The organism is Candidatus Binatota bacterium, from assembly GCA_012960245.1.
Taxonomy (GTDB): domain Bacteria; phylum Desulfobacterota; class Binatia; order UBA1149; family UBA1149; genus UBA1149.
Genome location: DUBO01000024.1, coordinates 1 through 26,697, shown reverse-complemented (window position 1 = coordinate 26,697; position 26,697 = coordinate 1). Strand labels below are relative to the sequence as shown.

The window sequence follows — 26,697 nt, the reverse complement described above, 5'->3', positions numbered from 1 at the left end:
GGCCAACAGATGTAGCCGTTAACCCGGCGGCCAACCTGCTCTACGTCGCGAACCGATTAGGACGTACCATCACCTACCTCGACGCCACCACGGGTGCCCCCGTGAACGGAACGCTGGGCAACTCCAGCTTCCCGCTCGGGACCTACCCACGGGCGGTAGCCGTTAATCCGGCGGCCAACCTGCTCTACGTGACGAACGATTACAAAGACACCGTCACCTACCTGGACGCCACCACGGGTGACTACATAAACGGAACGCTGGCCAACTCCAGCTTCCCGGTCGGGGACGGGCCGAACGCGGTAGCCGTTAACCCGGCGGCCAACCTGCTCTACGTGGCTAACGATTACGACGACACCGTCACCTACCTGGACGCCACGACCGGCGCCCCTGCCTTCCCGAACCTGGACAGGCTCCCCGGCGAGCCCACTGGGAACGGGCCAACAGACGTAGCCGTCAACCCGGCGGCCAACCTGCTCTACGTGACTAACTGGTACGACGACACCGTAAGCTACCTGGATGCCACGACCGGCGCCCCCGTGAACGGAACGCTGGCCAACTCCAGCTTCCAGGTCGGGAACGAGCCATCCGACGTAGCCGTTAACCCGGCGGCCAACCTGCTCTACGTGACGAACCCTAACGACGACACCGTAAACTACCTGGACGCCACCACGGGTGACTACATGAACGGAACGCTGGCCAACTCCAGCTTCCTGGTCGGGAACTACCCACGGGCGGTAGCCGTTAATCCGGCGGCCAACCTGCTCTACGTGGCTAACTGGGTGGACGACACCGTCACCTACCTGGACGCCACCACGGGTGCCTACATAAACGGAACGCTGGCCAACTCCAGCTTCCAGGTCGGGAACAGCCCACGCGCGGTAGCCGTTAACCCGGCGGCCAACCTGCTCTACGTCGCTAACTTTTTAGACGGCCGCGTAAGCTACCTGGACGCCACCACGGGTGACTACATGAACGGAACGCTGGCCAACTCAACCTTCCAGGTCGGGAGCAGGCCAACAGATGTAGCCGTTAACCCGGCGGCCAACCTGCTCTACGTGACGAACTCTAACGACGACACCGTAAGCTACCTCCATGCCACGACCGGCGACGCCGCCGGCACCCCGGACAAGACCTGCCCGCCATTCATCCCGACCGGGAACCTGCCCTCGGCCATCGCCGTGGTGAACCCGATCGACTGAGGCCAGCACCCCCCCGAACGGGTGAGCGTTGCGCGGTTATTCCTGGAGAAAACCACCCCGGCGGCCACATCCCGCGACAAAGGAGCTGGCCTGCCGGCAACAGCAGCCCCGCAGAGCAGCTTTAGTACCCAGGCGGGGCTCTTTCACCATTGACACACCCCGGATATCGCCCCCTAATTGAACGATAACCTGGAGGTTAGTGTATGAAATCTCTCCGCCCCATCGGCCGCGTATTCAGCCTGGCGTTTTTTTTCGGAGCAGTATGCCTGTCTGTGCTGGCCTGGACCGCCACGGAGTCGGCGGCCGTCTCCGCGCGCGATGTATCAAAATGCCAGAAGTCTGTTAACAAGGCTGCCGAGAAACACGCAAAGCTTTCCCTGGGCTCGTACAGCGGATGTGTAGACAAGCTGATAGCCTGCGAGCTGTCCGAAGAACTCGACGCGGTCGACGGCACCGCCTGCAGGAGCAAAGCGGTCCAGAGCTGCAACGCCAAGCTGGCCAAGCTTTCAACGGCCCGAAGCAAGTTGAGTGGGATCTTTACCCGCAAATGCTCGACCCTGCGAGACTGGGAACTATCGAGCCGCCGGGGGATGGGCTTCATAGATGCGGGAACGGCTTGTGCCGGGCTCCCGACCCCCAGGTCGGCCAATGACGCCGGTGAACTGGCCCTGTGCCTGCCCGACCTCGTGGCCTGTCGCGTAGACCAGGCCCTTGAACAATCCGCCCCCAGGGCGAGGCAGCTGCTTGATGACGCCGGGGTGGTTGCACAGAACCCTGACCTTTTTGCCTGCCTGGAATCGCGCCCATCCTCGACCGCCGGTGGCGGTAGTGCCAAGGACCTGGCCAAGTGCCAGAAAGCCCTGCAGAAAAATAACCGCAAGGCCCTGGGTTCGGCTCACAAGAGCTCGTTTGCCTGCGCTAACACCCTGCTGAATTGCCAGCTCGAGGAGGACAGGCTGGAAGCTTCCGCGGGCGATACCGCGGCCTGCCTGGCCAAGGGCGCCTCCAAGTGTACCAAGCTGTTGGCAAAAACAACGGCGGCAGACAGCAAGAGACAAGCGGGAAACAGTGCAAGTTGTGGGGCGATCAGCGCCGCCAACCTGCTGACCGGACTGGGATTTGAGCAGATACCGGGTGTGTCGGGTTGCGCGGCCCCCTACGACCCTGTCAGCTGCCCGGCCTTCTCGCCTCCCGACAACGCGTGGTTCGAGATAGTTGGCGCCGTTCAGCCGCGCACCTGCACCCTGCTTTCCGACGCCGGCATGGTGAGCGGATACGAGCAAACGTGTATTCCTTCCTGCGGCAACGCGGTGGTTGACAGTGATGAAGCCTGCGACGACGGCAACGCAGACAACGTGGATTCGTGCGCGAACGACTGCAGCTCCGGCCCCACATCCTTCGAGCACTTCGAGATAGCCAGTAGTGCCAGCACGGCGCACACTCCCGATGGAACTGCCGGTACCGCGGTGCCACCGGCCAGCACGCTTGATGTGCAGTTTGGTACCACCATCATCGACCTCAACAAGGCAGTGTACGACAGGTGTCATCTCAACGGCGCCGGCGATCCGGAAGCCGTAATGATAACCGCGCCCGGCTTTGCCGGTGGAGCAAACTCGTTCAGGTACCTGGCAGAAAACCTGGTGGTACAGGCGGCCGCCCGGGGCCTCGTGCTGGAAGTCTGGAACTCCGAACGTCGCACGAATCTCCTTGAAGACAGGGCCGGCGGCCTGCTGGCCGCCCAGCAGAACGATCCCGAACTTATACTGGACTGGTATTTCGGGGCGCAGCTCGGACTGTCGCTGGACCCGCGGCTTTCGCGCAGGGCGGTCTTCCACCAGGGAGCAGACGTGGCTTTTATTTCGGAGCAGACAGCCAACGTGCACGCCCGTGACATCGACGCGATCGTCCAGCAGGCAGCATCGCTTCCCAGCGCCCCCGCCGTTTTCCTGGGCGGGCATTCTCTCGGGACCACCTTTGCTTCACGCTACGCCGCGACGGATTTCGATACCGGCCCCGGGGTCACGCCTGGACACGCCAGCCTGTCAGGCTTGATTTTCTTCGAGGGTGGCGGCGATTCGATTCCCACCGGCCCCTTGAGCGATGACGAACTGGACACGATAATAGCCAAGGCCGACGGCGGGCTGTACAGCGCCATTATTAACGACGACGCCAGGTGCTGGGACGGCACAGCCTGCCCTGGCGGAGACTCGGACTGTTCGGCGTTAGCGCTACCCCCGGGCGCGCTCTCCAACAAGTGCGTGGAGCCGGTCGAAGTTTTCACGGGAGATAATCTCGATGCCGCCGTGGTTTTCATTACCCCCGGCGTACACGCGGCCAGCGACGTCATAAGCAACCAGGGAATACTGGACCCCGAGGGCCAGGCGCTGATACAGAAGGACTACGGTACCGGCTCGGCGGTCGATCTAGTCGATAGTCTCGGCATACTCGACATACTGCCACCGTCGAGCGTCGAGGCTGGACTCGGGTTTTTCCTGGACGACGATTTTTCGCCGGTAACGGCTTTCATGTCATCCATGGGATACTCAACTAACGGGGGAAACCTGCCGTTCGTGGGGGGACTCATTATTCCGTACCCCGCCTTCGCGGGTGACCCTTACAGGTTGTGGATCGACATAGACGAGCCGATGCCTTCAGTCGCGGTTCCCGACAACGGCGTCGCCTTCTCTGCCAACCAGGTCAACGGGCAGGAGGCCGAGATATCGCGTGTTGACGTGATGCTGTCGACCCTGTCCGCCGGTGAGTCCAACTTCGGAGACTGGTACTTTCCCTCGTCCGGCCTCAGCGTGACGGCCGCCTCCCAGTCAACCTTTTCCGGAGGGCTGGACAGTACACAGCTGTCGGTAGACCGGGGCCGACCAGACATCGAAAACCTCTCGGAGGCAGCCAACATAGGATTACCCGTCATATGCCTCGGCGGCACAAACGGCCTCACCCCCACCAACGGCAGTTTCAGAAACTTTGCCCACAGCATCGGGCCCTGCACCGCCACGAGTTGCGATGGGACGGCACGGGTACTGACCGACCTCGCCGTTAATACAGTGTACGGTGACGTTGCCGGCGGTTTCGAGGTCCACCTTAGCGAAGGTTATGCCCACATCGACGTTCTTTCGGCGGAACCCGACGACCCGGGTAACCAGGTCTACACCCCCCTGCTCGATTTCCTCGAACGAAATACGCCTGCGCCATGAGCCGGGGAGCGCGTCGAGCTGTCTCGGGGCCGGCAATCCGACCTCGCCGGTGGGCCGCCGGGGCGCCTACATGATCTTGACTTTCAGGTAGCCGAGCGTGGTGGTGGGGCCCACGATGCGCACCTGCTGCACGCCGTCGGCGTGGGCGGGTGTGACCAGCCCGGCCGAGACAGGCCCGCCCCACAGCTTGATGTTAAGCGCGACGATTCCAATCGCGATGACGGTGAGTAGCAGCCTGGTGTAATTGTCGATCATGTTCGCCTCCGGCCTGAAGCCGTGGCGATTTAACGCTTATCCCACCGGCACGTCCAACCGGCGGGGCCGCCGGCCGGGTCAGCCGTTCAACGGGACCGAGGCAAGCCGCTCCATGAACTCCTCGACCAGGGCCGTGTCGGGCGCCTCGGGACCCGCTTCGCGGGCGGCGCCTTCTTCCTGGATAGGCCCGGGCAGTACCTGCGGAAACAGCGGGCCCGACAGCAGGTTGCCACTCACAAGGCCGTGCGTCCAGAACAACGGCATGGTGGCGTGGCGCAGGTCCATATGCACGCCGTCGCCGGCCCAGCGGGTAGAGAATGCGCGGCGCGGGGCGTCGGTGGAATAGTTGCCCGTTGAGCCGTGCAACACGTGCGGGTCAAAAATAAGGCAGTCGCCCGCCTGCATGTCGGGGCAGTACAGGTCGTACTGCTCGCGGTTGGCCTCTATGTCGGGCGGGTCATCGAAGTTGGAGTCGAGCATGTAGGAGTCGTAGTTGGGCGTGGTGGCCTTGTAGCGTTCGGGCCAACGATGCGAACCGCGCACGAACTCCAGCCCGCTGGTCTCTCGTGCTACCGGGTCGAAGGTGATCCAGATGGAACACAGCTGCCGGCTCTCCACGTCAACCGGCCAGAAGGTTATGTCCTGGTGCCAGGGGGTGGCCACGTGGCAGCCGGCAGGCTTTACAAACAACTGGTCATAGAAGTGCCGCACGGTCTTCGACCGCAGCACCTGGGCGGCTACAAGGGCGGCAGGTGACTGGTAGATCCAATCGCGAAATTCGTCGTAGGTCTTCCACAGGAACAGGTCGCCGGTGAAAGACTCGTCTTCCATCGACACGCCGGCACCGTACGGTGTCGGGTTTGCAACCGCATGGTCAACGGCCGCGGCCATGCGCGCAAGCCAGCTGTCGGGAAACAGTCCCCGGGCAACGACGACGCCGTGCTCATCGTACGCCGCTATCTCGTCGGCCGTCAGTTCTCTCAGTGCTGCGTCCATCTCGTTACTCCCGGTTAACTCCACCTGGTCGGCCCACCCCGGACCGGTTCGTCATCCCGCTCGGCCGGCTCATCCGGCTGCCAATCCTCGACCGCCTGGGCCACGGCGCCGGTGGGGTTGGGGCCGTACCTGTTATCTCCCACCTGGCTGCCCAGCATCAACACGATCAGTGGAGAAAACATCCACGCGATAAAGACAATACCGATCAGGGGCACAACAACGACCGCGGCCGGGCCCAGTTCTCCCAGGCCGGGGAGCACGATCACGGCCAAGCCAAGGCAAAGGCCGGCAACCAGCCACTTCAGGCCCCACCAGCCACCACGCCCGGTATCATGAAAACGCCGGGTCACCACCGCCGCGCGGGGAATCAACATCGCGACCGAATACCCGATCCCAAGCAGGCCCGCCACCTGGCCGGCGAGTCCCAGCGCACCAGAAAAAGCCACGTCAACGGCGGCCAACAGCGTCGAGATCAGGGAGTCGACAGCGATGAACCACCAGTACTCTTTTCTTTGCGATCGCCCCTTGAACTGCGCGTACTTCTTGAGCGCTTCGAGATACCAGTTCACGGTCTAATCCCCCTGTGCGTGGGCGTACAGCCGCGGCACAAACTTCTCGGTCTCGCCGCTTTCCTCTAAGTTGTGTGGTGTTTCCCGTCGCTGCATCGGTTGCGTGCCCCTCGCTCTACTCGCCGGTAAAGGTAGGTTTACGTTTCTCCATGAATGCGGCCATGCCCTCGGCCATATCACGCGTGCCGAAGGTTGCCATCACCGCACGACGCTCGGCGGCCAGACCCTCGGCCAGCGGCTCTTCGCCCGATCCCACCACGGCCTTGAGCACACCCGCCACCGCCAGCGGCGGCATGGCTGAGAGCTCGGCCGCAAGTTCGGCTCCACGCTGCTTGAGCTCGGCTACGGGCCACAGCTCGTTTACCAGGCCCATGCGCAGGGCCTCGGGTCCGGAGACCTTCTTTGCCCGCAGTATCATGTCGAGCGCGTGCATGCGGCCCACGCAGCGCACAAGGCGCGCGCTTCCTCCCCAGGCCGGCACCGTGCCAAGATCCATCTCGGGCAGCCCTATCCTGGCGCCCTCTTCGGCGGCCAGCCTGAAGTGACAGGCCAGCGGCAGCTCGAGGCCGCCGCCCAGGCAATAGCCGTAGAGCAGCGCGATGGTGGGCTTGGGCATCTGCTCTATGGCGGCCAGCACTCGCAGGCGCTGATCAAAAAGCGCCTCGGGGCCGCCCATCTTCTTGATGCCGTCGGGCAGTTCCTTGAGATTCATGCCAACCGAAAAATTCTCTTCGCCGGCGGCCGAGAACACCACCGCCCTGACTGACCTGTCCTCGGCGAGCGCGGCCACCTGCTCCTCGAGCTCATCCATGTAAGCCAGGCTCATGCGGTTACGGGGCGCGTCGTTGTTGATCAGTGTGACCACCGCGCCCTGGCGCTCAACGATCAACGCCGGCTTGTCTTGTGTATCGGTCATCGGTTTTCTTCAGCTGCCGGCGGAATCCCCGCCAGCCATCAGCCCCCGCCGCCGCAACCCGACACGCCGCCATCTATGGGCATGGTGATGCCGGTTATCCACGAAGCGCGATCCGAAGCCAGGAAGGTTACCGCGTTGGCCACGTCCCCGGGTGTGCCCAGGCGCTTGAGCGGGTGCTGGTCTATGGCGGCCTGCTCGTTGGTGGACCACAGCATCTCCGACAGGCGCGTCTTTACGACGGCCGGCGCCACGGCGTTCACCCGCACCGTGGGAGCCATGTCCATGGCCATCTGCCGGGTCAGGTGTATCAGCGCGGCCTTCGAAACGTTGTAGGCGCCTATGTACGGGCCGGGCATGAGGCCGCCCACGCTGGCGGTGTTGATGATGACGCCGCCGTGTTCTTTCATCCAGCCCTGCCACGCGGCCTGGGCCCAGGCCAGGGGCCCGCGCTGGTTGACGGCCCAGGTCTTGTCTACGGCCGCGAGGTCTACCTCGCCCATGTGACCGGGCGCTGGATTGGTGCCGGCGTTGTTGACCAGGATGTCGCAGGAGCCATGCTCGGCCACCACGGCCGCAACAGTAGTGTGGGCATCGTCGGCCGAGTCGGCGCGGGCGACCACGGCCTGCAGGCGGGCCGCGGCGTCAGCGCCAACAGCCTCGGCAATGGCCTCGCAAGCCGCGTCGGCGTTTTCCTGCCGGCGCGTGGTCACCACCACCGCCCGCGCACCCGACATGAGGAACTCCTCTGCGATGCCCTGCCCTATGCCGCGGCTGCCGCCGGTTATGATGGCCACCTTACCTTCCAGTGTTACGTCCAAAGTTGCTTGTCCTCCCGAACCGACAATCTGCCAATGTTCCGAGGCCAGCGCCAGCAGGCGCACAGCTACCTGCCAAGGCTTGCCGTTAGGCCGCACGTTGCGGCACAATGATTGTATGGCGGCGTGGCGACAGAAAAACAGGTCGCCCGCCGGTGCACTGCTACGAGCCCGCCTGCGCGACAAGCGCGTAGCGATCCGCCCCGCCGTATTTGTCGACATAGAGGCCACCGGCATGGACCCTGCCGAGGGCGACCGCATGGTCGAGATCGCGGTGGTCGACGACTCGGGCCACGTGCTGCTCGACAGCCTGGTTGACCCCGGCCGCGGCATGCCCGATCGCGCGGTCAACATTCACGGTATCAGCCGAGCCATGCTGCGCGACGCACCTACGCTCGACGAGCTGTGGCCCGAGATCTATCGACTCACCGTGGAGCGGCAGGTTGTTTTCTTTGACGCCGACGCCGATACGCGATTTTTTCCAGGCGAGCTCGCCTGGGCGCGACGCGTTGACTGCGCCATGCTCGGCTTCGCCCGTTCGCAACGGGTGTGGGACGCCCACCACGGCAACTGGCGCCGCCAGGGACTCGACTTCGCCGCGCGCCACATCGGCTATCGCTGGCGCGGGCCGCACCACCGCGCCCTGCCCGACGCACTCGCCTGCCGGGCGGTGTGGCGCTGGTTGCAGCGGCAGCCGACCACGGCCGTCCACGCATCACCCACCGTCATCTCTGCGCGGACCTAGCACGATTGCCCAGCGACGGGGAAAAAAGAGCGACTTAGCCGGCGGGAGTGGCGACTGGCCCCGGGTTTATTGGCTGGCATCACGGCGGGCGAAATCGCCGGCCAGGTGACGGCTCGAGAGGTAGAACAGCAGCGACCCCAGCAGCCCGGTAGAGGCCACGCTGAGCAGCGACCAGCGTATTGCCAGCTGGCCATAGGTCGGGGCAAAGCTGTCGTTGAGAAATCCCACCAGCGATGGGCCGGCACCGGCGCCCACGAGGTTGACGATGAACAAGAGTATGGCCGCCGCGGTGGCACGCATACGCAGGCGCGCGAGATTCTGGTTGAGCGTGTGCATGGCCGGTACGTACATATTCGACAACACGTAGAACACGAAGAAGAACGCCATGGCCACGCGCGGAGCGTCGCTCAGTAAAAACAGCGCCGCAAAAGGAAGGCTCGCCAGCGTCACTATCGCCGGCAGGCGCATGTACCAGGCCACGTCTACGCGCGACAGTCGGTCGCAGAGGTAGCCGCCCGCGTAGGCTCCCGCGCTGCCACCCAGCCCGACGACGGCGGCCATCCACACACCGATCTCCACCGGCGCCATGCCGTGCACGCGACCGAAGAACTCGTAGCCCCACATCAGCACGCCGTAGCCGGTGATCGACAGCAGGCTCGAGCCCGCCACGAGGTACAGCCAGCTGCGGCAACCCAGCAGGTAAGACAAGGTCTCCCGCAAGGTGGTCGGCTCTACGGGGGTCGTCACGTTTTCGGACATACCGCGCGGCGGCTCGCGCACCGTCAGCCGCACGACCACCGCCATCACGAGGCCGGGCAGGCCGAGCACGATAAAGGCCGTACGCCAATCGAAGTTGGCCCTGAGGTAGCCGCCGCCAAGGTAGGCGATGGCCGAGCCCACGTACACGCCCCAGGAATAGATTCCCATGGCGCGGGCACGGCGCTCTGGCGGAAAATAATCGCTTATCAACGAATGCGCCGGCGGGCTGCCGGCCGCCTCGCCCACACCGACGCCCACACGCGCCAGGGCCATCTGCGCAAAGCTGCGCGTGAGCCCGGTAGCCACCGTCATCGCGCTCCACACCGTGAGGCCAACAGCTATTATCGTGCGGCGATTGCCCCTGTCCGCCAGCCGGGCGATGGGTATGCCGGCGATCGTGTAGAACAGCGCAAAGGCGAAGCCCACGAGCAGGCCCATGTGGGTGTCCGAGACGCCGAACTCTTCCTTGATGGGCCCGATAAAGACCGACAGCACCTGCCGGTCGATGAAGTTGATCACGTAAACCGCGAACAACACCCACAAGACGTAGTTGGAGTAGCCGTCGCTCGCCTTGTTGCCGCCTGGGTTGATTGCTGGCTGCTCGCTCATACGGCGACCACCCTTATGCATGGGCCCCACCGGGTAAAGTCAGCGCAATCGGTCCACGCGGGCGGTCAGTCCTTCTCGACGACGGTCAGCTTGAGCACGCCGTCGTCATCGTCGTCGTCCGTGCCCCCACGGTCATCAAGACCCAGCAGCTGGCCGTCCCTGGCATCGGGCAGCTCCTCTACCGATCGCAGCTTGCGCTCCATGGCACGCGTGCGCGTCTCGGTCTGCTCTATGGTGCTGGCTGCCGTGTTAAGCTGCTTCTTGACCTTGGCCAACACGTCGCCGAACTTGCCGAACTCGCTCTTCACCGCGCCCAGCACCTTCCACACTTCGCTGCTGCGTTCTTCAATCGCCAGCGTGCGAAAGCCCATGCGCAGGGCGTTGAGCTGGGCCAGCAGGGTAGACGGACCGGCCACCGTCACGCGATGACTGGACTGCAGATCCTCGACCAGGCCCGGCTGCCGTATCACCTCGGCGTACAGCCCCTCGGTGGGCAGAAACAGTATCGCAAAGTCGGTGGTGCGCGGCGGGTCGAGATACTTGCCGGCGATATCGGCCGCCGATTTCTTCACCACCCGCACCAGCGCCTTGCTCGCCTCGGCCACGCCCTCGGCATCGGCACGATCGGCGGCGTCGACCAGGCGCAGGTAGTCCTCCTGGGGAAACTTCGAATCGATGGGCATCCACACGCAGCTGTCGGGTTCATCGCGGGAACCGGGTAGACGCACGGCAAACTCCACGAGATCGTCGGAGCCCTCGCGGGTCTTGACGTTGCGGTCGTACTGCGAGGGAGTAAGCACCTGCTCGAGCAGCGCGCCCAGTTGTACTTCGCCCCAGGTACCACGCGCCTTGACGTTGGTGAGCACGCTCTTGAGATCGCGCACGCCGCCGGCCAGCTCCTGCATTTCGCCCAGGCCCTTCTGCACGGCCTCCAGGCGCTCGCTCACCAGCTTAAAAGATTCGCCCAGGCGTTTCTCAAGCGTGCCTTGTAGTTTTTCGTCAACGGTCTGCCGCATCTCGTCGAGTTTCTTCGCATTGCCCTCCTGCATCTCGCGCAGGCGCTCTTCGAGCGTGCCGCGCAGCTGGTCGGTGCTTTTCCCCAGCGAAGTCTGAACGCTCCCCAGCGAAGTCTGAACGCGCTCGAGTTGCTGGTTTACCTCGCCGCGCAAGCGGCCGGCGTCCTCGGAACTCTCGCGACGACTGTCGCCCAGCCCTTTTGTGAGGTCTTCGCGAATACGCTGCTCGAGTTCGCGGGTGTCCAGCTCCTGCTGGCCGCCACCACGCAGAATCAGCACAAGCGTAGTCGCCAGAACCCCGGCGAGCAGAACTATGATTACTATATCCATTCTTGTCCCCTGGGCCTCAGTCGGCCCGGCCGCCAATCACGGCCGCGCCAGAATAGCCCGGCGCGGCAGCAGTTGTTAACGCGCGGGGCGACTGGCCACAGCCACCCCGAGCGGCTGCCCGGCAGACGGATGGAGCCTTCCACCGCTTGCCGAACAACCCACCCACATTAAACCCACCGGTAGCTCAAAAGCTGAGCCTGCGTCAGCCCTGCAATGTTTGCGTGGGCTGCGGCTTCGGGTGTATACGATCGCACCGGTGAGGGAGAGGAAAATGACTACAACGGCCGCCCACCCATCTATTTCAAGTACGCCCATAGAGCTCGACGGCAGCGATCTCGCCACGGCCTGCGTGCTGTGCAGCCACAACTGCGGACTGCGGGTGGACGTATCGGACGGCCGCATCACTGACGTACGGGCCGATGAGACCAACCCCTTTACGCAGGGCTACATCTGCAACAAGGGCGTGACCATCACCAATTACATTGACCACCCGCTGCGCGTTGAGCACCCGCTCAGGCGCCGCGACGACGGCAGCTTCGAGCAGATCGACTGGGACACGGCGATCACCGAGATTGCCAGCCGCCTGAGAGAACTGCGCGATACGCACGGCCCGGGATCACTGGGACTGTCGGGCGTCGGGGGACAGGGCAACCACATGGACGCACCCTACGCCACGGGCTTTTTGAGGGCCTTCGGCACGCGCAAGTGGTTCAACGCCTACGCCCAGGAAAAAACCCAGCACCACCTGGTCGACTCCTGGATATTCGATGCTTCGCCAGCCGCATTCATGCACGCCGACGTCGACAACACGGCCTTCATGGTCGTCATGGGCACCAATCCCAAGATCAGTCACCGGGGCCACCGCGCGCTGGACACCTTCAAGGCCCTGGAGAAGAAGGAATCGTGCACCGTGGTCGTCCTGGACCCACGCGAGACCGAAACCACCCGCGGGGCCGACCGTCACCTGCAGGTACGCCCGGGCAGCGACGCCCAGTTGCTGCTGGGCATGGCCGCAAGCATCGTGCAGAACGAACTTTTCGATGCCGAATTCCTGCAATCGACCACCACCGGTTTTAATGAAATACGCGACGCGCTCGGCCCCATCAACGTAGCCGAGATGGCCTCGCGCGCGGGCATCGAGGCCGCCGAACTGGAGCAGCTCGCCCGCGATTTTGCCACCGCACCTTCGGCATCCTTTTTCTTCGATCTTGGCGTTGAGCAGACCCCTTACTCCACGCTGGTGTCTTACCTTATACGCATACTGGCCTGCATAACCGGCAATTTCGGTAACCCCGGGGGCATGCATTTCATCGAGAGTTTTGTGCCGGCAACGCGCAGCGCCAACAGAAATGCCGAGCCGGAAAGAGCCCTGGCCTCGGGCATACCGGCCATTCGTGCGCTGGGCAACTTCGGAATGTTTTCTCCCACCCTGGCGCCCGAGGAGATACTGGTCGACCATCCAGAGCGCATACGTGCGCTGATCGTTGAGGGAGGCAACCCGCTGCTGTCATATTCCGACACCGGCAAGTGGCGCGAAGCGATTGCGGCTCTCGACCTGCTGGTAGTCATCGACCCCGCCATGAGCGAGACTGCGCGCGAGGCCGACTACGTGCTACCGGTGCCCTGCGGTTACGAAAAGTGGGAGATCGCCAACTTCCCGCGCCGCCACCCGCAGATCGAGGTGCAGGTCAGGCCGCCGGTGGTTCCGGCCCCGCCCGACACCAGGCCCGAACCGGAAATCTACACGCGCCTGCTCGAGGAAATGGGACTCGTGGAATCGCTACCAGCCGAACTCGACGAGCTGGCCTGCGGCGAAGACCCCGTTGCCGAGCGCGCCGCATTTTTTGCGCGCGCACTGGAACTGGTGGCCGGCCCAGCCTCGCGCGGGCTGGACGCCGAGACCCAGGTAGTCTCCTGGGCCTACCGCTCGGTGGGCCGCCACATGCCCGCGCCCTCGCTGGTGGCCGTGTGGGCGCTGTGCCAGGCCAACGCCATGCAGCGCCACGACGCGGTGCTGCGCACCCTGGGCAACGATTGGAGCGACAAGACTCCGGGCGAACTGGGCGAAGAAATATTCCGGCGTATACTGGACAACCCGCAGGGTGTCGAGATCGCCTGCCTGGACGAAACCAGGACGCTGGTCGACCACATCGGCCACGAAGACGGCCGCGCCCACCTCGCCGTGCCCGAGATGCTCGAGGAAATACAACGGGCGGTCACCAACGGCCTGCCCTCCGATCCTGACTACCCCATGATACTGGGCAACGGCCTGCGTACCCGCTGGACGGCAAACACCATCCAGCGAGACCCCAACTGGCGCAAGGGGCGCGGGCCACACTGCCAGCTGTCGATCAGCCCGGCCGACGCCGAGCGCCTCGACATCAGCGACGGCGAGACGGTGCGCCTGTCCACGCGCAAGGCCAGCGTGGAGTTACCGGCCACCGTCGACAAGCGACTCCAGGACGGCCACGTGGCCATGCCCAATGGTTTCGGCATGCAGCACGAAAACGACACCGGCCAGCTCGAGACCGTGGGCGTGAACATGAACCTGCTAAGCGACGCGGCCGACCGCGATCCGTTTACCGGCTGCCCGCACCACCGTTTTCAGCCCTGCCAGGTCGCCAAGGTTGCGTAGCACGCCAGGCCGGGGCCGGCCTGCGCCTGCCCGCGACTCTCAGTCCACCAGCAGTTCGACCGTGTCGCCCAGCTCTATCTGTCCGGTGCGGGCCACCCCGGCGTAACTGCCGAGGTCCTGGCCGGCGTCGGCCACTATGCTGCGCAGCACCGAGGGGTCGTCTGCGAGGCCGGCCGTGGCGCGCGTAGTCATGCCGCACCTCACGGTCGGCATCAGCGAGTCGAGTTCGACCTCGCCGATTTTCAGGCGCGCGCCCTGCCAACCGGCCTCCACGAGTCCCTGCAGCTCGCCTGCAGTGCGGATGAGCAGGTTGGGCCTGAAGCGAGCTGGTTCCCAGGCGGCCTCGGGGTTGAGGTCGGCCATGTGAGCCAGCGAGGCGGTGGTGAGCAGGTGCAGCGGGAAGGCGTCGAAATAAGTGCCCAGCGGCGAGGTGTGCTCCATGAGTTCTTCTGGAAACACCGACAGGTCGGGCAGTGGCTCACCGGGCAGGCGAGAAAATATCTGCCTGAGCTCTTCTTCGAAGTCCTCGTTATCGGGCGCGCCGCGGCGGTAGTGCTCGACGTTGTCAGCCGGCTGTCGCGGCCACAGCGTGACCTCGCGGCCGAGCAGGCGCGAAAGCACCGCGTTGGCGTCGGGGTCACCGCTGTCCAGGCTTGAGCCGTCGGGCAGGATCATGCGCACTGGCCCGATACCGCTCTCTTCCGAGCCCGAACTGTAGCTCGCCGAGCAGCGCATGAGCAGGGGCATCTTCTTGGCGCCGCGTATCTCGCCTGCTTTTTCGTCGCGCAGCGCCCAGCCGCGGTCGCCCGCCACACCGTCGCTGCCCAGGACCGCGCTCGCCAACGTCTCGCCCTGCATCGACTTGACCGGGTAGCGCCACAGCCCGGCAACTTCGCCTACAATCGTCGCTGTCACTGTCTCTCCTGCAGAGTGGGCCGGCGGCGGCTCAGCTGGCCCCTTTTATGCCGACCGGAAGAGTGGACACCTCGTCGGGGCTTATGAAGGTGGGGTTCTCGCGATCGCGCAGGCCAGCCATGCGCCGGTGGGCCAGGTACACCCAGGGGTCATCACCCGGCAGTACGTAGAAACGCTCTGATCGCACGGCGGCAAAGGTGCGCTCGGCGATAACGGTTGCCGAAACTGCCTCGACCATCGCCTCGTCCATGGCGTCGTTGACCACCTGCCTCTCGTCGTTATTGACCCCGGTGACGGCGTGCGACGCAGGTCGGTTGCGTTCGGCCCCGTTGATGTTGGTCGCCACGGCTTCGGGACACAACACCGACACGCGGATGTTGGCGCCCTTGAATGACAGCTCGTGGTGCAGACATTCACTCATGGCCACCACCGCGTGCTTGCTCGCGTGGTAAGCCGACACGAAGGGCATCGACGTCAGCCCGGCCATCGACGAGGTGTTGACCACGTAGCCCTGCTGGCCGCTATCCATCATACGCGGAATAAAACTACGCAGGCAGTTGGCGATGCCGAATACGTTGACGTCGAACACCCAGCGCCAGTCGTCGTCGCTGCAATCCCAAACCGCCCCCGCGCAGAACACACCGGCGTTGTTGCACAGCAGGTTCACCTGCCCGTACTCGGCAAAGGCGCGTTCGGCCAGCGACTCTACCTCGGCCGTACTGGTAACGTCGGTGACCACCGGCAGCACCGGTGCGCCGCCCTTACCAAGCTCGGCCGCGGCAAGCGCGAGGGGGGCTTCCTCTACATCCGCCAGTACAACCTTCATGCCCTCGGCCACGGCCCTTTCGCCGAGCGCCCTGCCTATGCCACTGGCGCCGCCCGTTATGACTGCCACCTTACCCGTAAAATCATGCATTGCTGGTCCTTGTACTCCTCTAACGACACTACTACACGGGACAAGCCCAGGCCATGCCCTTTTTCGCCCCAAAGGCGCCCTTTCAGCGCTCGAGGAGTTCCAGGCGCTCGGCGGCCTCGAAAGTCGAGCGCAGGCGCTGCCAGTCCTCGTCGGCCAATGCCTTGTAGCCCTCGTCGCCGCGCTCGCGCCAGTAGATCGAGCCCGGCACGCGCTCCGGGTGGTAATGGTCGGCCTTCAAATTGCGCACGAGAATCTTTTGCGTGCCGGTATACTCGAAATCGTCGACCACGCGCACGAAGTCGGGAAACCACTTGCGGTCCATGCCTCCGTGCTCGATCTGCTGCTCGCAGTAGTCAAACAGCGACTGGGGGTCAAACTCGATGCCCTCGCGCATCTTGACGGCAGCCATCACGAGCTCGTCCGACACCGAGCAGGGCACGCCGTACGCCGCAGCTAACGGAAAGTCGGGATGCTCGGAGATAAGCCGCGAAACCTGCATGGCCGAAAAGTTTTCGCCGTCCTTGCGTATCCAGTCATCGGTGCGGCCGTCGAAGAAAAGAAAGCGATCACCGTCGCGCTCGAGCATGTGGCCAAGGTCTCCGGAGTGGTAAACACCGTCGCGATACTTGCTCGAGTTAGCGTCGTCGTTTTCGTAGTAGCCCTGGAACAACGACGTGTCTTCGGCCACGCGACATATTTCACCCACCGCGTCGTCGTAGTTGGCGATCTTGCCGTCCGAGTCAAGCTCGGCGGGCGGGCATTCGTTCCCGCCCTCGCCGATTATCTTCACAGCGGGGTCGGTCACCTGGCCAACGCTGCCGCGCGGGTCGCCCATCTTGCGAAAGGTCGAAATCGCCGCCTCGGTACTGCCGTAGAGTTCGAACATGTCTTCGAGCCCCATCCAGTCGACGAAACGGTCGATGTCGGGCGGCGCTGCTCCATTGCCCACCGCGTAGCGAAACATGTTGTCGGGATGCTCGGTAACCTCGGCCCGTATGCGATCAAGGTCGCCGTCGTACTGTTTCTCCAACGCGCGCAGCACGTAGTGCACCGGCTCGCCCACGTAGTTCCAGAAGGTGACGCCATTGCCGATCACGTCAGGCACGAACTTAGAGGCGCTGAAGCGCTCCCGCAGCGCCATGCGAGCGCCCACCCAGAAGCTGGGCATGAAGCCTATGAACATGGAGTTGGAGTGAAAAAGCGGCATGCAGGCATAACCGCAATCGTCGCGGCCCAGGCCGAGGTGGTCCGACACCACCGCGCCGATCATGCACAGCTTCAGGTGGTTGTTGTTAATACCCTTGGGCAGCCCGGTCGTGCCCGAGGTGTAGATGATCATCAGGTTAGTTTCAGGCGTGACTTCCACATCGGGAAACTCGAGGTCGGGCGTGGCCGGGCCCATCTCCGAGTCAAGGCAGGCCCGGTAGTCCATCGATGCGTCGAAGTCGCCGTCGCCGCTGCGCAGTACAAGTACGTTTTCTCGCGGCACGGTCTCCAGCTGGTCGAGTATGCGTTCGGCTTCGGGCCAGCTGCGCTCGTCGACCACCAGCAGGCGCGAGCGCGACTGGTTGATGACACCGGCCAACACTTCTCCGCGCAGGCCGCTGTTGATACCGAAAAGCGTGGAGCCGTTTATGGCGCAGCCGCCGTACAGCGAGCTGAGCTCGAGGTGGTTCTCGAGCAGCATTGCCACGTGGCCCGGTTGGGCGTCGTCAATCTTGCCCAGGCGCGACTTTATAAAATGGGCAACCCGGGTCGACTCGTCGCAATACTGTCCCCAGCTCCACGATCGATCGTCGTGGGTGAGGAAAGTGCGCTCCCGCAATTCTTCGTTTTCTCTTCTAACGCGAACCTGGTCGCGCACCGTGAATTCAGCCTCGAAAGTGTAAGCATCACCCGCCATCAGTATCTCCTGGTAAATCAGATTTGTCGGCGCAAGCTAACAGCAAAAAATCCCCATCGCTAACAGGGAAGACGCGAGCGCGAATACAGGGAAACCGGGAGCCTTGAGAGTGGCCAGGGAGCTTGGGCGAAGAGACTTGGCAGGGCCGCACTGCTCCCCCGGCTGGCAAATTGCCTGCCGGCAGGTATGGGAAGACATTGCGACCCCGCCCGGGCCCCCCCCCCCCCGGTGGACCCCGCACAGGAACCACCGAACAGCAGGGCGTACCCGTTTACGTCCTGAGGACATACCCAAGCCTGAACGCTGGGTAGCCCTTCTTTATAATAGAAACATCCGAATCCCTTTCACGCCAGCCCCCAGACGGGTATATCTTCAGCACAACCTTCGATCCGCGGCCCGTTTGGGGGGGAGGTGAGACTGCGCAGTAGCACTGCTAGAGTCCCGGTTGACCACCATGCTGATCAAGTCGCCCAATCCCCTTCACGCGCGCGAAAGCGAGGTCACCGACCGCGACACCTGGCTTTCGAGACGCCGCTTCCTGGGCAAGGCCGCCAGGGGTGCAGGCCTTGCCCTGGCGGCGAGCAGCGGGGGAGCCGGGGCGCTTCTTGCCGGCTGTGAACCGGCGGCGGTCACGGCCAGGGACAGCGACGGGCAACTTCGCCTCGGTGACATAAAAGCCAACAAGCGCTACCTGCTTCCCGATACGATCACCGAGAAGGCGGCGGCCACCACCTACAACAATTTCTACGAGATGGGCGTACTCAAGTCCGACCCCCGAGAAAACGCCCACCTGTTGAAAACGACCCCTTGGAGCGTGCGCGTGCACGGCCTTGTAGACAAGCCGGCCGACTACCAGCTCGAGGATTTCATTGCCCCCCAGCAGCTCGAAGAACGCATCTACCGCCTGCGCTGCGTCGAGGCCTGGTCAATGGTCATCCCCTGGGTAGGTTTTCCCATGGCCGACCTCATCGGGCGGGCTCAACCCACGAGCAAGGCCCGCTTCGTTAAGTTCACCACCCTGCTCGACCCCTCCATGCTGCCCGGCCAGCGCACGCCCGTGCTCGACTGGCCTTACATCGAAGCACTCGAACTCAAGGAAGCCCTGCACCCGCTCACCTTGCTCACCGTTGGAATGTACGGCGAGATTCTGCCAAACCAGAACGGCGCGCCGCTCAGGCTCGTGGTGCCGTGGAAGTACGGCTACAAGAGCATCAAGTCTATTGTCGACATCGAGTTTACCGACCGCCGCCCCGTGCCTTCGTGGACGCGGGCCGCGCCCAACGAGTACCCGTTCTACTCCAACGTAAACCCCTCGGTAAACCACCCGCGCTGGAGCCAGGCCCGCGAGCGACGCATCACGAACATACCGCGCGGGCTCGACGCCATAGGCGCCCTGCTCGAACCCAAAATTGAAACGCTCATGTTCAACGGGTATCCCGAGGTTGCCGAGCTCTACCGCGGCATGGACATGACCCAACTATCCTGACCACTGGAACGAGGAACCTGTAATGTCATCAACTTACACGAGGCCGTCCGCGGCAACGCAGCACCCGGGCACGCGCACAACGACGGTGATCGCCGCCTTGCTGCTGCTCACGACATCCAGCCTGCTGACCGGCTGCGAGCGCATCCAGGACAGGATGATCGAGCGCCGCATCGAGCAGGGACTGGCCGGCGACCGCGAGGACCTGATGAAGGATGGCTCGCTGCACGTCATTCTCTGCGGCACCGGGTCGCCCCTGCCCGACGCCGATCGCGCGGCCGCCTGCACGGCGGTGATAGCCGGCAACAACTTCTACCTGGTCGACGTGGGCCCCGGCAGCCAGGAAGTCGTACAGCTCATGCGGCTGCCACGCGCCAGGCTCTCGGGTGTGCTGCTCACCCATTTTCATTCTGATCACATAGGCGGACTGGGCGAAGTCACGATGCAAAGCTGGGTGGCCGGCCGTGACAAACCACTGCCGGTCTACGGCGGCCCGGGTGTGGAGCAGGTGGTCGACGGTTTCAACACCGCCTACAACCATGACCGCGCCTACCGGGTGGCCCACCACGGCGACCATGCCATGCCGCCCGAGGGCGGGCGCGCAGTGTCCCGGCCCTTCGAGGTGGCCGAGCAACGGGTCACCATCATCGATGACGGTGAACTACGCGTGACTGCCTTCAAGGTTGAGCACGATCCGGTAGAACCCGCGGTTGGCTATCGTTTTGACTACGGCGGACGCTCGGTGGTAATAAGCGGCGACACCGGCCGCTCGGACGCGCTGGTAGAAGCCTCGCGCGGTGCCGACCTGCTGGTGCACGAGGCCCTGGCCGGACACCTCATCAGCCGCATGTCCCGCTTGGCGGGCGAGCGCGGGCTGGATCGACTGGCCGGGCTGTCTGCCGACATACTCGACTACCACGCCACGCCAGCCGAGGCCCTGGACGCGGCCCGGCGCGCCGGGGTACCCACGCTGGTGCTCACCCACCTGGTGCCGGGGCCGCCCAACCGACTGTCCGAACGCGTGTTCATGCGCGGCACCGACGACACTGATGTCGAGCTCATACTCGGCCGCGACGGCATGCACTTCGTGCTGCCTCCCGGTGGCGGCCTGCAGCGCGAGAACCTCGAGTGACGCCAGCCCCGCCGGCCGGGGCTGGCCGGCTGGCAAACACCGCCGCCTGGCTGGCCATCGCCACACCCCTGGCGTTACTGCTCTATGACCTGCCGGCGGGCCAACTGGGCGCCAACCCCATAGAAGAAATAACCCTGCGCACAGGCATGACGGCCTTCGCCCTGCTGACGGCCTCTCTGGCCATCACGCCGCTGCGCAAACTGGCCGCCTCGACCGCCAGCGCCCGACAATCAGCGCCGTGGATAGCGCCCTGGCGACGACGGCTGGGCTTGTCGGCCTTTGCCTACGCCTGCCTGCACGCCGCGACCTGGTTCGTGCTCGACCACCAGCTGGACAGCTCGGCCATGCTCGAAGACATAGTCGAGCGCCGCTTTGCCACCGCCGGCATGGCCGCTTTCGCCTGCCTGTGCGTGCTCGCCGCCACCTCCAGCCAAGCCGCCCTGCGCCGCCTGGGCGGGCCGACGTGGCGACGAATACACCGGCTGGCCTACGCCGCCGGGGTGGCTGCCGGGCTGCATTTTCTGTGGCTGAGCAAGGGCGAACAGCTGTTGCCCTGGGCCATGGCACTACTGGTGGGCCTGTTGCTGGTGACACGCGTGGTCCGCGCGCGGCAGAAATCCTGAAGGCGTGGCATACTGAAGTACCGTGGCCCCTACCCAGACAGCACGTCCGCTCACCCTGACCGCCGACGTCCTTGAGAAACTCAAGCTCGTGCGTGCCGACAAAACGGGAACATCGCTGGCGCGTTTTCCTGACTTCATGGTCGTGGGCCCGCAGCGCACCGGCACCACCTGGCTGCACGCCAACCTGAGAGAACACCCCGAGGTGTTTTTCTCCGAGCCCAAGGAGCTGTTCTTCTTCAACCGCCTCGTTGAACGCGATCACGTTAAGTTCACCAGCGACCGCCTCGACTACTACCTTCGCTTTTTCAGCGACAGCCCCCAGCACTGGCTTTACAAGCAAGCCCGCGCCCTCGCGCGCCACCGCCGCCTGTACCTGCCGCGGGTAAGAGGAGAGGCTACGGCCAGCTACGCAGCGCTTCCCGAAGAAGTCATCGCCGAGATAACCACGCTCAATCCGGCGATCAGGATAATCATGATGCTACGCGACCCCGTGGAGCGCGCCTGGTCACACGCCAGCAAGGACCTCGTGCGCAACCCCGGCCGCAGTGCGCAGGACGTCAACGACCAGCAGTGGCAGGAGTTCTTCGCAGAGCCCTACCAGCTGGCCTGTGCCCGCTACCAACAAAACCTCGAGCGCTGGCAGGGCTACCTGCAGCCGGGCAACGCGCTGGTCCTGCCCTACGACGACGTGTCGCTTCGGCCGTCCGAACTGCTGCTCGAAACCATGCGTTTCCTGGGCGTGTCGGACGACGCGCGTTACGTGGGCAGCCTCGCCGAACAGCGAGTCAACCCGGCCAGTGGCAGCTCCGTGCCCGACCACCACCGCGAGTTCCTTGAAGACCTGCTGTCGCGGGAGATCGCCGACTACCACGCGCTCGTGGACTCAAGCGCGAGCAGCCCTCGCTGACCGCGGCGCGGAACCAGAATTACTCGTGGGAGTGAAGAGCCTCGTGTTCGCGCGCGGTCTTGGGGCGAGTGTCTCGACCACGCTCGCGTGACAGCGTGATGGTCGCGAGCGATTTGACGTTGGCGCACTCGTCGGCACTCGCGCTTGAGCACTTGGCCGCGTTGGCCACGTAGAACCTCACCGGCCCGCCCTGCTCGCGTGGTAGCGGACCGCCGTTGAGGCTGTAGGCCAGCACCGCGTCTGCCACGGCCGCCAGGTGCACGCTGATGGCAAACTCTCCGTCGTCGGACTCAAGCGTAATCCAGTCGGCACCGTCAGCGACTCCCACCGACTCGAGCAGGGCCGACAGCCTTACCGCTTCACCCTCGCGCCCCTCGACCACTTGTCCGAGGTCGGCCACCTGCCCGGGCAGCGCCGCCAGCGCAGCAAAATCCAGGTCGCCGGCCGCGGCTACCTCTCCCTGTACAGTTAAACTCATGTTGTCGTCCTCTTCCTGTTGAAACTGGTCGAGCCGGCGGCTGCCCGGCTCCACCTGTCGCCCGATCTGCCCGCAGCTCAATTGTCAGCGCATGGCCGGCCCCTGTAAAGCCAGGAACCCGCCTGCTCTTGCATGGATACCCGCCACAGCCGTATTCTACCGCGTGAACGCCCGCGCCGACAGTCTGCCCAGCCCCTGGCTCGAGGAAGTTGAACTCGACTACGCGCCCCCCTTGCTGGGCGAGCACAGTGCAGACCTGGCCGTGGTGGGCGGCGGCCTGACGGGCCTGTCTGCCGCGCTGGAGATGGCGCAAACCGGAGCGTCGGTGGCGCTGCTCGAGGCCGAGACCTCGGGCTTCGGTGCCAGCGCGCGCAACGCCGGTCACCTGACCCCTACCATAGGCAAGGACGTGCCGACCCTGCTGCGTCTTTTCGGTGCCGACAAGACCGCCCGCCTGCTGGCCTACAGCGACGCGGCCATCCTGCACGTTGAAAGCCTCATCTCGCAACACGCTATAGCCTGCGACTACGAAGCCGTGGGCAACGTGGTGGCGGCTGTCGACAGCAGGCAGTACGGCGCCATAGATCGCGCTTCGGCGGCGGCAGCCGACAACGGCTTGCCTGGCTGCTTGCTGGATGGCGCCGAGATGAGCAAGCGCGGCTTACCCGCCTCGTTTACGCGCGGTTTTTTTGAAGCCAACGGTGGAGTACTGAACCCGGCGCTCTACTGTCGCGGCCTGAGACAAGCCGCGCTTGAAGCTGGTGTCGTTGTTTTTGATCAGAGTCGAGTCGCCGGCATAGACGACTCGAGACCCACTGCCGTGGTGCACAGCGAGCGCGGCAGGCTCAAGGCTGGTCGGGTGGTGCTGGCCACCAACGCTTACACGCCGGCCCTGTTCAGCCGGGGATCAGGCCGCCCTCCGGTGAGCGGAGCGCGCTTGAGTGGTGCCCGCTCGCTGGGCCTGGGTTCCAGTGGCCTGCGACTGCAGGTGCAGCTTTTTCGCACAGCGCCGCTGAGTGATTCGCAGCTCTCGCGCTTGCCGTGGACCGGGCGCGAGGGGATTTACACTGCCCACGAAGCGCTTGAAAGCTATCGCCTGACGGCAGACAACCGAATATTGGGCGGGGCCAAGTGGGTGCGCTACGGCTTTAACAACCGCGCCCTTGCCGACGTGAACGGCCGCGTGGCCGAGGGCCTGGAGCGGGTGTTCCGCGAGCGTTTTCCAGAACTCGACGACGTCGACGTTGAGCGGCACTGGGGTGGGCCGATTTTTCTTGCGATGGATTTTCTGCCGCGAGTCGGGAGCGGCGGCCGACACGGTAATATATTTCACTCGCTGGCCTACGCCGGACACGGCCTCGCGCACGCGAGCTACGCGGGCAAAGTGCTGGCCGACATGCTCGCGGGTGACAACGGGCCCGGGTCGGTGTTGTGGCAACGGCGGTCTATGCCCACGCCGCCCGAGCCGTTGCGCTGGCTGATCTTCCAGGCGCTGAACGGGGTGTTGGCGCTCATAGACAAAAAGGCAGACCGGAAAGCGGCGGACCGAAGGAGCTGAGGAGGCGAAGCGGCGCGCAGCACCCCCGGCGCGCCTGCGGCCGCTACCCGAACACCCTGCGACTTGCTTGTAGTTGCCGCTGTCCACAGAGTGGGGCATGGCCATTTCGGAAGCAGTAGTACTGATCGGGCACGGTGGAGTGCCCAGCGACTTTCCACGCGAGCAGGTATCCGAACTCAAGGGTCTCGAGCATGCCCGCGAGCGCGAGGGCCGGCAAGACATGTGCGAACGCGAGGCCGAACTCGACCACCTGGTCAGGACCTGGCCGCGAACCGACGACAGCGACCCTTACAAGTCCGGGCTCGAAGCCGTGGGCCGGGCGTTGGCGCTGAGGCTGGGTGAGCGCAGGCTCGAGATCGCCTACAACGAGTTCTGCGCGCCTTCACCAGACGAGGTCATTGACGCGCTGGTGGCCGAGGGAGTCGAGAAGCTCAGCCTGCTGACCACCATGTTTACACGCGGCGGCTCGCACTCGGAAAAAGACATCCCCGAGCTCGCGGAACGCGCGCGCAAGCGCCACCCCGGGGTGAGCATTGATTACAGCTGGCCCTACGACCTCGAGCTCGTGGCCGACCTGCTGGCCGGCCAGCTCAAACTCGCCGACTGACCGCGCCGCCCTGCGTCAGCCCACGCGTCCCTCAGCGGAACTCGGGCATAACTTTCTCGGCGAACAGCTTCATGCCATTGGCGGCGTCCTCCAGGGGAATGCCCGCGTGGCGAAAACACATGTTGAGGTCAAAATCGCCGATGAGTTCGTGGCGGGCGTGTAGTCGGTCAATCACCTGGGCGGGATCGCCCCAGGCCTGCACCTCGAGATACTGTTCCTTGAGGGCCTCGAGGCCGATCTCGCGCATCATATCGCCGGCAGTCGCGTACATCTCGTAGCCCTTGGCGCGTTTGAAGTGCTCGCCCATCAGCTCGTAGTGCTCCATCACCGTGGTCAGGTAGCCAACCACGTGACGCTCGGCGAGCTGGGCGGCGCTGGCCAGGTCGGCGTGACAGACCGCGATGTCAGCCATTACCGGCGGGGGCGGTTCGCTGGCGTGTTGCTCGCGGTACAACCCCCGCCAACGCTCCAGCTCCTCGGCCATCATCTCCCACGGCGTCTGCGAGAAAACCGCCATGGCCCCGCCCAGGTTGGCCGCGGCGTCAACCGAATCGGGCGACATGGCGATGCAGGTCAGGCGATCCCTGAACCCCCTGCTCGGCCGCGGACGTATTTCGGTGCGAGCTTGTGGGTAGTACGGTCCGTCGCCCTCTATGAACCCGGTATCGAGAGCGTCCAGTATCATCGCGGCAGCCTCGTCGAAGCGTTCGCGCGAAGTGTCCATGTCTATGCCAAAGTTTTTGTACTCACGCCTGGCCAGGCCACGCCCCAACCCCAGGTGCGCCCTGCCACCCGACAGCTGGTCGAGTACCGAGACCTTCTCGGCCACCCGCAACGGGTCATTCCAGGGCACGATGACTGCGCCGGTGGCCAGCTGGATGCGCTCGGTGCGGCCGGCCAGGTAAGACAGGTACTGAAGGTTGTCGGGGCAGGCCGAGTAGTCGTTGGAGTGGTGCTCTACCACCCAGACCGAATCGAAGCCCAGGTCTTCGGCCAGCAGGGCCAGCTCGAGTTCCTCCTGCCACAAACGCTCGTCGCTTACCTGGCTCCTGAAGTTCTGAAATATCTGCAGCAGTCCGAATTTCACGCGTCCCCCTCGGCCGATAGTAAACGGCGCGTGCCAGACTTACCCGGTGCCCGAACCACGTCCAGTGGGCTCGAGGACGAGGCCCGCGTGGTGGCGGTAAAGGTGCTGCCTCGTCAACCGGCAGACGCGTAGCTACAGGGCAGTACTAGAACGTATCCAGCACAGGCGACCGTCCCCTTAGCCGTCAGGGCTGTGTATCGAGCTCCGGCAGCGGCTCGAGAATCGAGCACTCCATCTCCATCTCGCCACCCACTGCCACGATGAGCGTCATCAGCGCGTCGCTCGAAGTAATTACGCCGTTGCCGTTCACATCGCAGAGGGCCAGGGGACAGACTACGTCCATGCCGACAGCGTTCTGGAGAATCCGCAGCGCATCGGACACGCCGACCCAGCCACTCGAATCGGGATCGCCGCAACACTCGTCGACCAGGTAATCGCCCACGCAGGCCCCGACAACACATAAATCGGTGCCAGTGCAGGGGTCGCCATCGTCACAAGCCTCTTCGTTGTCCGCGGTCACACAACCACTTGAGGGGTCGCAGGAGTCGTCCGTGCAGCCGTTACCGTCGTCGCAGTCGGGAGCGGCCCCGCCCACGCAGGCACCGCCAGCGCAGGTGTCACTCGTGGTGCAGGCGTTTCCATCGTCGCAACCCGAGCTGTTGTCCATGCTGTGGCAGCCCAGGGTCGAGTCGCAGGCATCGTCGGTGCAGCCATTAGCATCGTCACAGTCCGGGGCCGCACCGCCCAGGCAGGCACCCGCGCTGCAGGTGTCGCTCGTGGTACAGGCATCGCCGTCATTGCAGCTGGCCGTGTTATCAGCGTTGACGCAGCCCGAGGCCGAGTCACAGCTGTCGTCGGTGCAGCCGTTGACGTCGTCGCAGTCGGGGGACGTGCCGCCCAGGCAGGCACCCGCCGTGCAGGTGTCGCTCGTGGTGCAGGCGTCGCCGTCATCGCAGGAGGCCGTGTTGTCAGTGCTCACGCAGCCCGAGGCCGAGTCACAGCTGTCGTCGGTGCAGCCGTTGGTGTCGTCACAGT

General features: G+C 64.5%; 22 protein-coding genes. 10 read left to right on the top strand and 12 right to left on the bottom strand.

Going from position 1 to position 26,697, the window contains the following annotated elements:
* Positions 1-1,199: hypothetical protein (locus EYQ35_03975; GenBank protein ID HIF63300.1), on the top strand; the 1,199-nt coding region annotated here is incomplete at its 5' end.
* A 203-nt stretch (positions 1,200-1,402) separates the two neighbouring features.
* Positions 1,403-4,408: a hypothetical protein gene (locus tag EYQ35_03970; protein ID HIF63299.1), complete on the top strand. Its 3,006-nt coding sequence runs from the start codon at positions 1,403-1,405 to the stop codon at positions 4,406-4,408.
* A gap of 66 nt (positions 4,409-4,474) precedes the next feature.
* Here EYQ35_03970 and EYQ35_03965 read toward each other — a convergent pair whose 3' ends face one another.
* The 5 genes from EYQ35_03965 to EYQ35_03945 all read right to left on the bottom strand — a co-directional run bounded on the left by EYQ35_03965 (position 4,475) and on the right by EYQ35_03945 (position 8,181).
* Positions 4,475-4,663 carry a hypothetical protein gene (locus EYQ35_03965; protein ID HIF63298.1) on the bottom strand — a complete coding sequence of 63 codons (189 nt, stop codon included), beginning with the start codon at positions 4,661-4,663 and terminating at the stop codon, positions 4,475-4,477.
* A gap of 78 nt (positions 4,664-4,741) precedes the next feature.
* Entirely contained in the window at positions 4,742-5,659 is a 918-nt protein-coding gene (locus EYQ35_03960; GenBank protein HIF63297.1) for a phytanoyl-CoA dioxygenase family protein, read from the bottom strand.
* Between the two features lie 14 nt (positions 5,660-5,673).
* Entirely contained in the window at positions 5,674-6,228 is a 555-nt protein-coding gene (locus tag EYQ35_03955; GenBank protein HIF63296.1) for a DUF805 domain-containing protein, read from the bottom strand.
* A 115-nt stretch (positions 6,229-6,343) separates the two neighbouring features.
* Positions 6,344-7,144 (bottom strand): enoyl-CoA hydratase/isomerase family protein, encoded by an 801-nt coding sequence (locus tag EYQ35_03950; protein ID HIF63295.1) that lies wholly within the window; start codon positions 7,142-7,144, stop codon positions 6,344-6,346.
* Between the two features lie 38 nt (positions 7,145-7,182).
* Positions 7,183-8,181, bottom strand: a complete 999-nt coding sequence (locus EYQ35_03945; GenBank protein ID HIF63294.1) for an SDR family oxidoreductase — start codon at positions 8,179-8,181, stop codon at positions 7,183-7,185.
* Here EYQ35_03945 and EYQ35_03940 point away from each other — a divergent pair.
* Positions 7,877-8,704, top strand: coding sequence for a 3'-5' exonuclease (locus tag EYQ35_03940; protein ID HIF63293.1), 828 nt, complete (start codon positions 7,877-7,879; stop codon positions 8,702-8,704). The genes EYQ35_03945 and EYQ35_03940 overlap by 305 nt on opposite strands.
* Positions 8,705-8,770: 66 nt before the next feature.
* Here EYQ35_03940 and EYQ35_03935 read toward each other — a convergent pair whose 3' ends face one another.
* Positions 8,771-10,093, bottom strand: coding sequence for an MFS transporter (locus EYQ35_03935; protein HIF63292.1), 1,323 nt, complete (start codon positions 10,091-10,093; stop codon positions 8,771-8,773).
* Between the two features lie 44 nt (positions 10,094-10,137).
* Positions 10,138-11,418, bottom strand: coding sequence for a DNA recombination protein RmuC (gene rmuC, locus EYQ35_03930; protein HIF63291.1), 1,281 nt, complete (start codon positions 11,416-11,418; stop codon positions 10,138-10,140).
* A 271-nt stretch (positions 11,419-11,689) separates the two neighbouring features.
* Between rmuC and EYQ35_03925 the strand changes: the two genes are divergently transcribed.
* A complete protein-coding gene (locus tag EYQ35_03925) occupies positions 11,690-14,053 on the top strand; it encodes a hypothetical protein (GenBank protein HIF63290.1) in 2,364 nt (787 codons plus the stop codon).
* A gap of 39 nt (positions 14,054-14,092) precedes the next feature.
* On the opposite strand, the gene EYQ35_03920 is transcribed toward EYQ35_03925, so the two are convergent.
* The 3 genes from EYQ35_03920 to EYQ35_03910 all read right to left on the bottom strand — a co-directional run bounded on the left by EYQ35_03920 (position 14,093) and on the right by EYQ35_03910 (position 17,787).
* Positions 14,093-14,911 (bottom strand): MOSC domain-containing protein, encoded by an 819-nt coding sequence (locus tag EYQ35_03920; protein HIF63289.1) that lies wholly within the window; start codon positions 14,909-14,911, stop codon positions 14,093-14,095.
* A gap of 88 nt (positions 14,912-14,999) precedes the next feature.
* Positions 15,000-15,884, bottom strand: coding sequence for an SDR family NAD(P)-dependent oxidoreductase (locus EYQ35_03915; protein HIF63288.1), 885 nt, complete (start codon positions 15,882-15,884; stop codon positions 15,000-15,002).
* 82 nt (positions 15,885-15,966) lie between these two features.
* Positions 15,967-17,787, bottom strand: a complete 1,821-nt coding sequence (locus EYQ35_03910) for a hypothetical protein (GenBank protein HIF63287.1) — start codon at positions 17,785-17,787, stop codon at positions 15,967-15,969.
* 454 nt (positions 17,788-18,241) lie between these two features.
* Between EYQ35_03910 and msrP the strand changes: the two genes are divergently transcribed.
* Genes msrP through EYQ35_03890 form a run of 4 tightly spaced genes read left to right on the top strand, consistent with a single transcriptional unit; the run spans position 18,242 to position 21,932 of the window.
* Complete coding sequence (gene msrP / locus EYQ35_03905; GenBank protein HIF63286.1) at positions 18,242-19,273, top strand: protein-methionine-sulfoxide reductase catalytic subunit MsrP; 1,032 nt, start codon at positions 18,242-18,244, stop codon at positions 19,271-19,273.
* Positions 19,274-19,295: 22 nt separating this feature from the next.
* Positions 19,296-20,402: an MBL fold metallo-hydrolase gene (locus EYQ35_03900; GenBank protein ID HIF63285.1), complete on the top strand. Its 1,107-nt coding sequence runs from the start codon at positions 19,296-19,298 to the stop codon at positions 20,400-20,402.
* The gene (locus tag EYQ35_03895) at positions 20,399-21,025 is read left to right on the top strand and encodes a sulfoxide reductase heme-binding subunit YedZ (GenBank protein HIF63284.1); all 627 of its coding nucleotides are present in this window, start codon (positions 20,399-20,401) and stop codon (positions 21,023-21,025) included. The genes EYQ35_03900 and EYQ35_03895 overlap by 4 nt, the downstream gene beginning before the upstream one ends.
* 22 nt (positions 21,026-21,047) lie before the next feature.
* Positions 21,048-21,932, top strand: coding sequence for a sulfotransferase (locus tag EYQ35_03890; GenBank protein HIF63283.1), 885 nt, complete (start codon positions 21,048-21,050; stop codon positions 21,930-21,932).
* 19 nt (positions 21,933-21,951) lie between these two features.
* Here the strand turns inward: EYQ35_03890 and EYQ35_03885 are convergent, their stop codons facing one another.
* The gene (locus tag EYQ35_03885) at positions 21,952-22,410 is read right to left on the bottom strand and encodes a hypothetical protein (protein ID HIF63282.1); all 459 of its coding nucleotides are present in this window, start codon (positions 22,408-22,410) and stop codon (positions 21,952-21,954) included.
* 91 nt (positions 22,411-22,501) lie between these two features.
* Here EYQ35_03885 and EYQ35_03880 point away from each other — a divergent pair, with 91 nt between their 5' ends.
* Positions 22,502-23,968, top strand: coding sequence for an FAD-dependent oxidoreductase (locus EYQ35_03880; protein HIF63281.1), 1,467 nt, complete (start codon positions 22,502-22,504; stop codon positions 23,966-23,968).
* Between the two features lie 97 nt (positions 23,969-24,065).
* Positions 24,066-24,575, top strand: a complete 510-nt coding sequence (locus tag EYQ35_03875) for a hypothetical protein (protein ID HIF63280.1) — start codon at positions 24,066-24,068, stop codon at positions 24,573-24,575.
* A 31-nt stretch (positions 24,576-24,606) separates the two neighbouring features.
* Here the strand turns inward: EYQ35_03875 and EYQ35_03870 are convergent, their stop codons facing one another.
* A complete protein-coding gene (locus EYQ35_03870; GenBank protein HIF63279.1) occupies positions 24,607-25,662 on the bottom strand; it encodes an LLM class flavin-dependent oxidoreductase in 1,056 nt (351 codons plus the stop codon).
* Positions 25,663-26,697 lie beyond the last annotated feature (1,035 nt).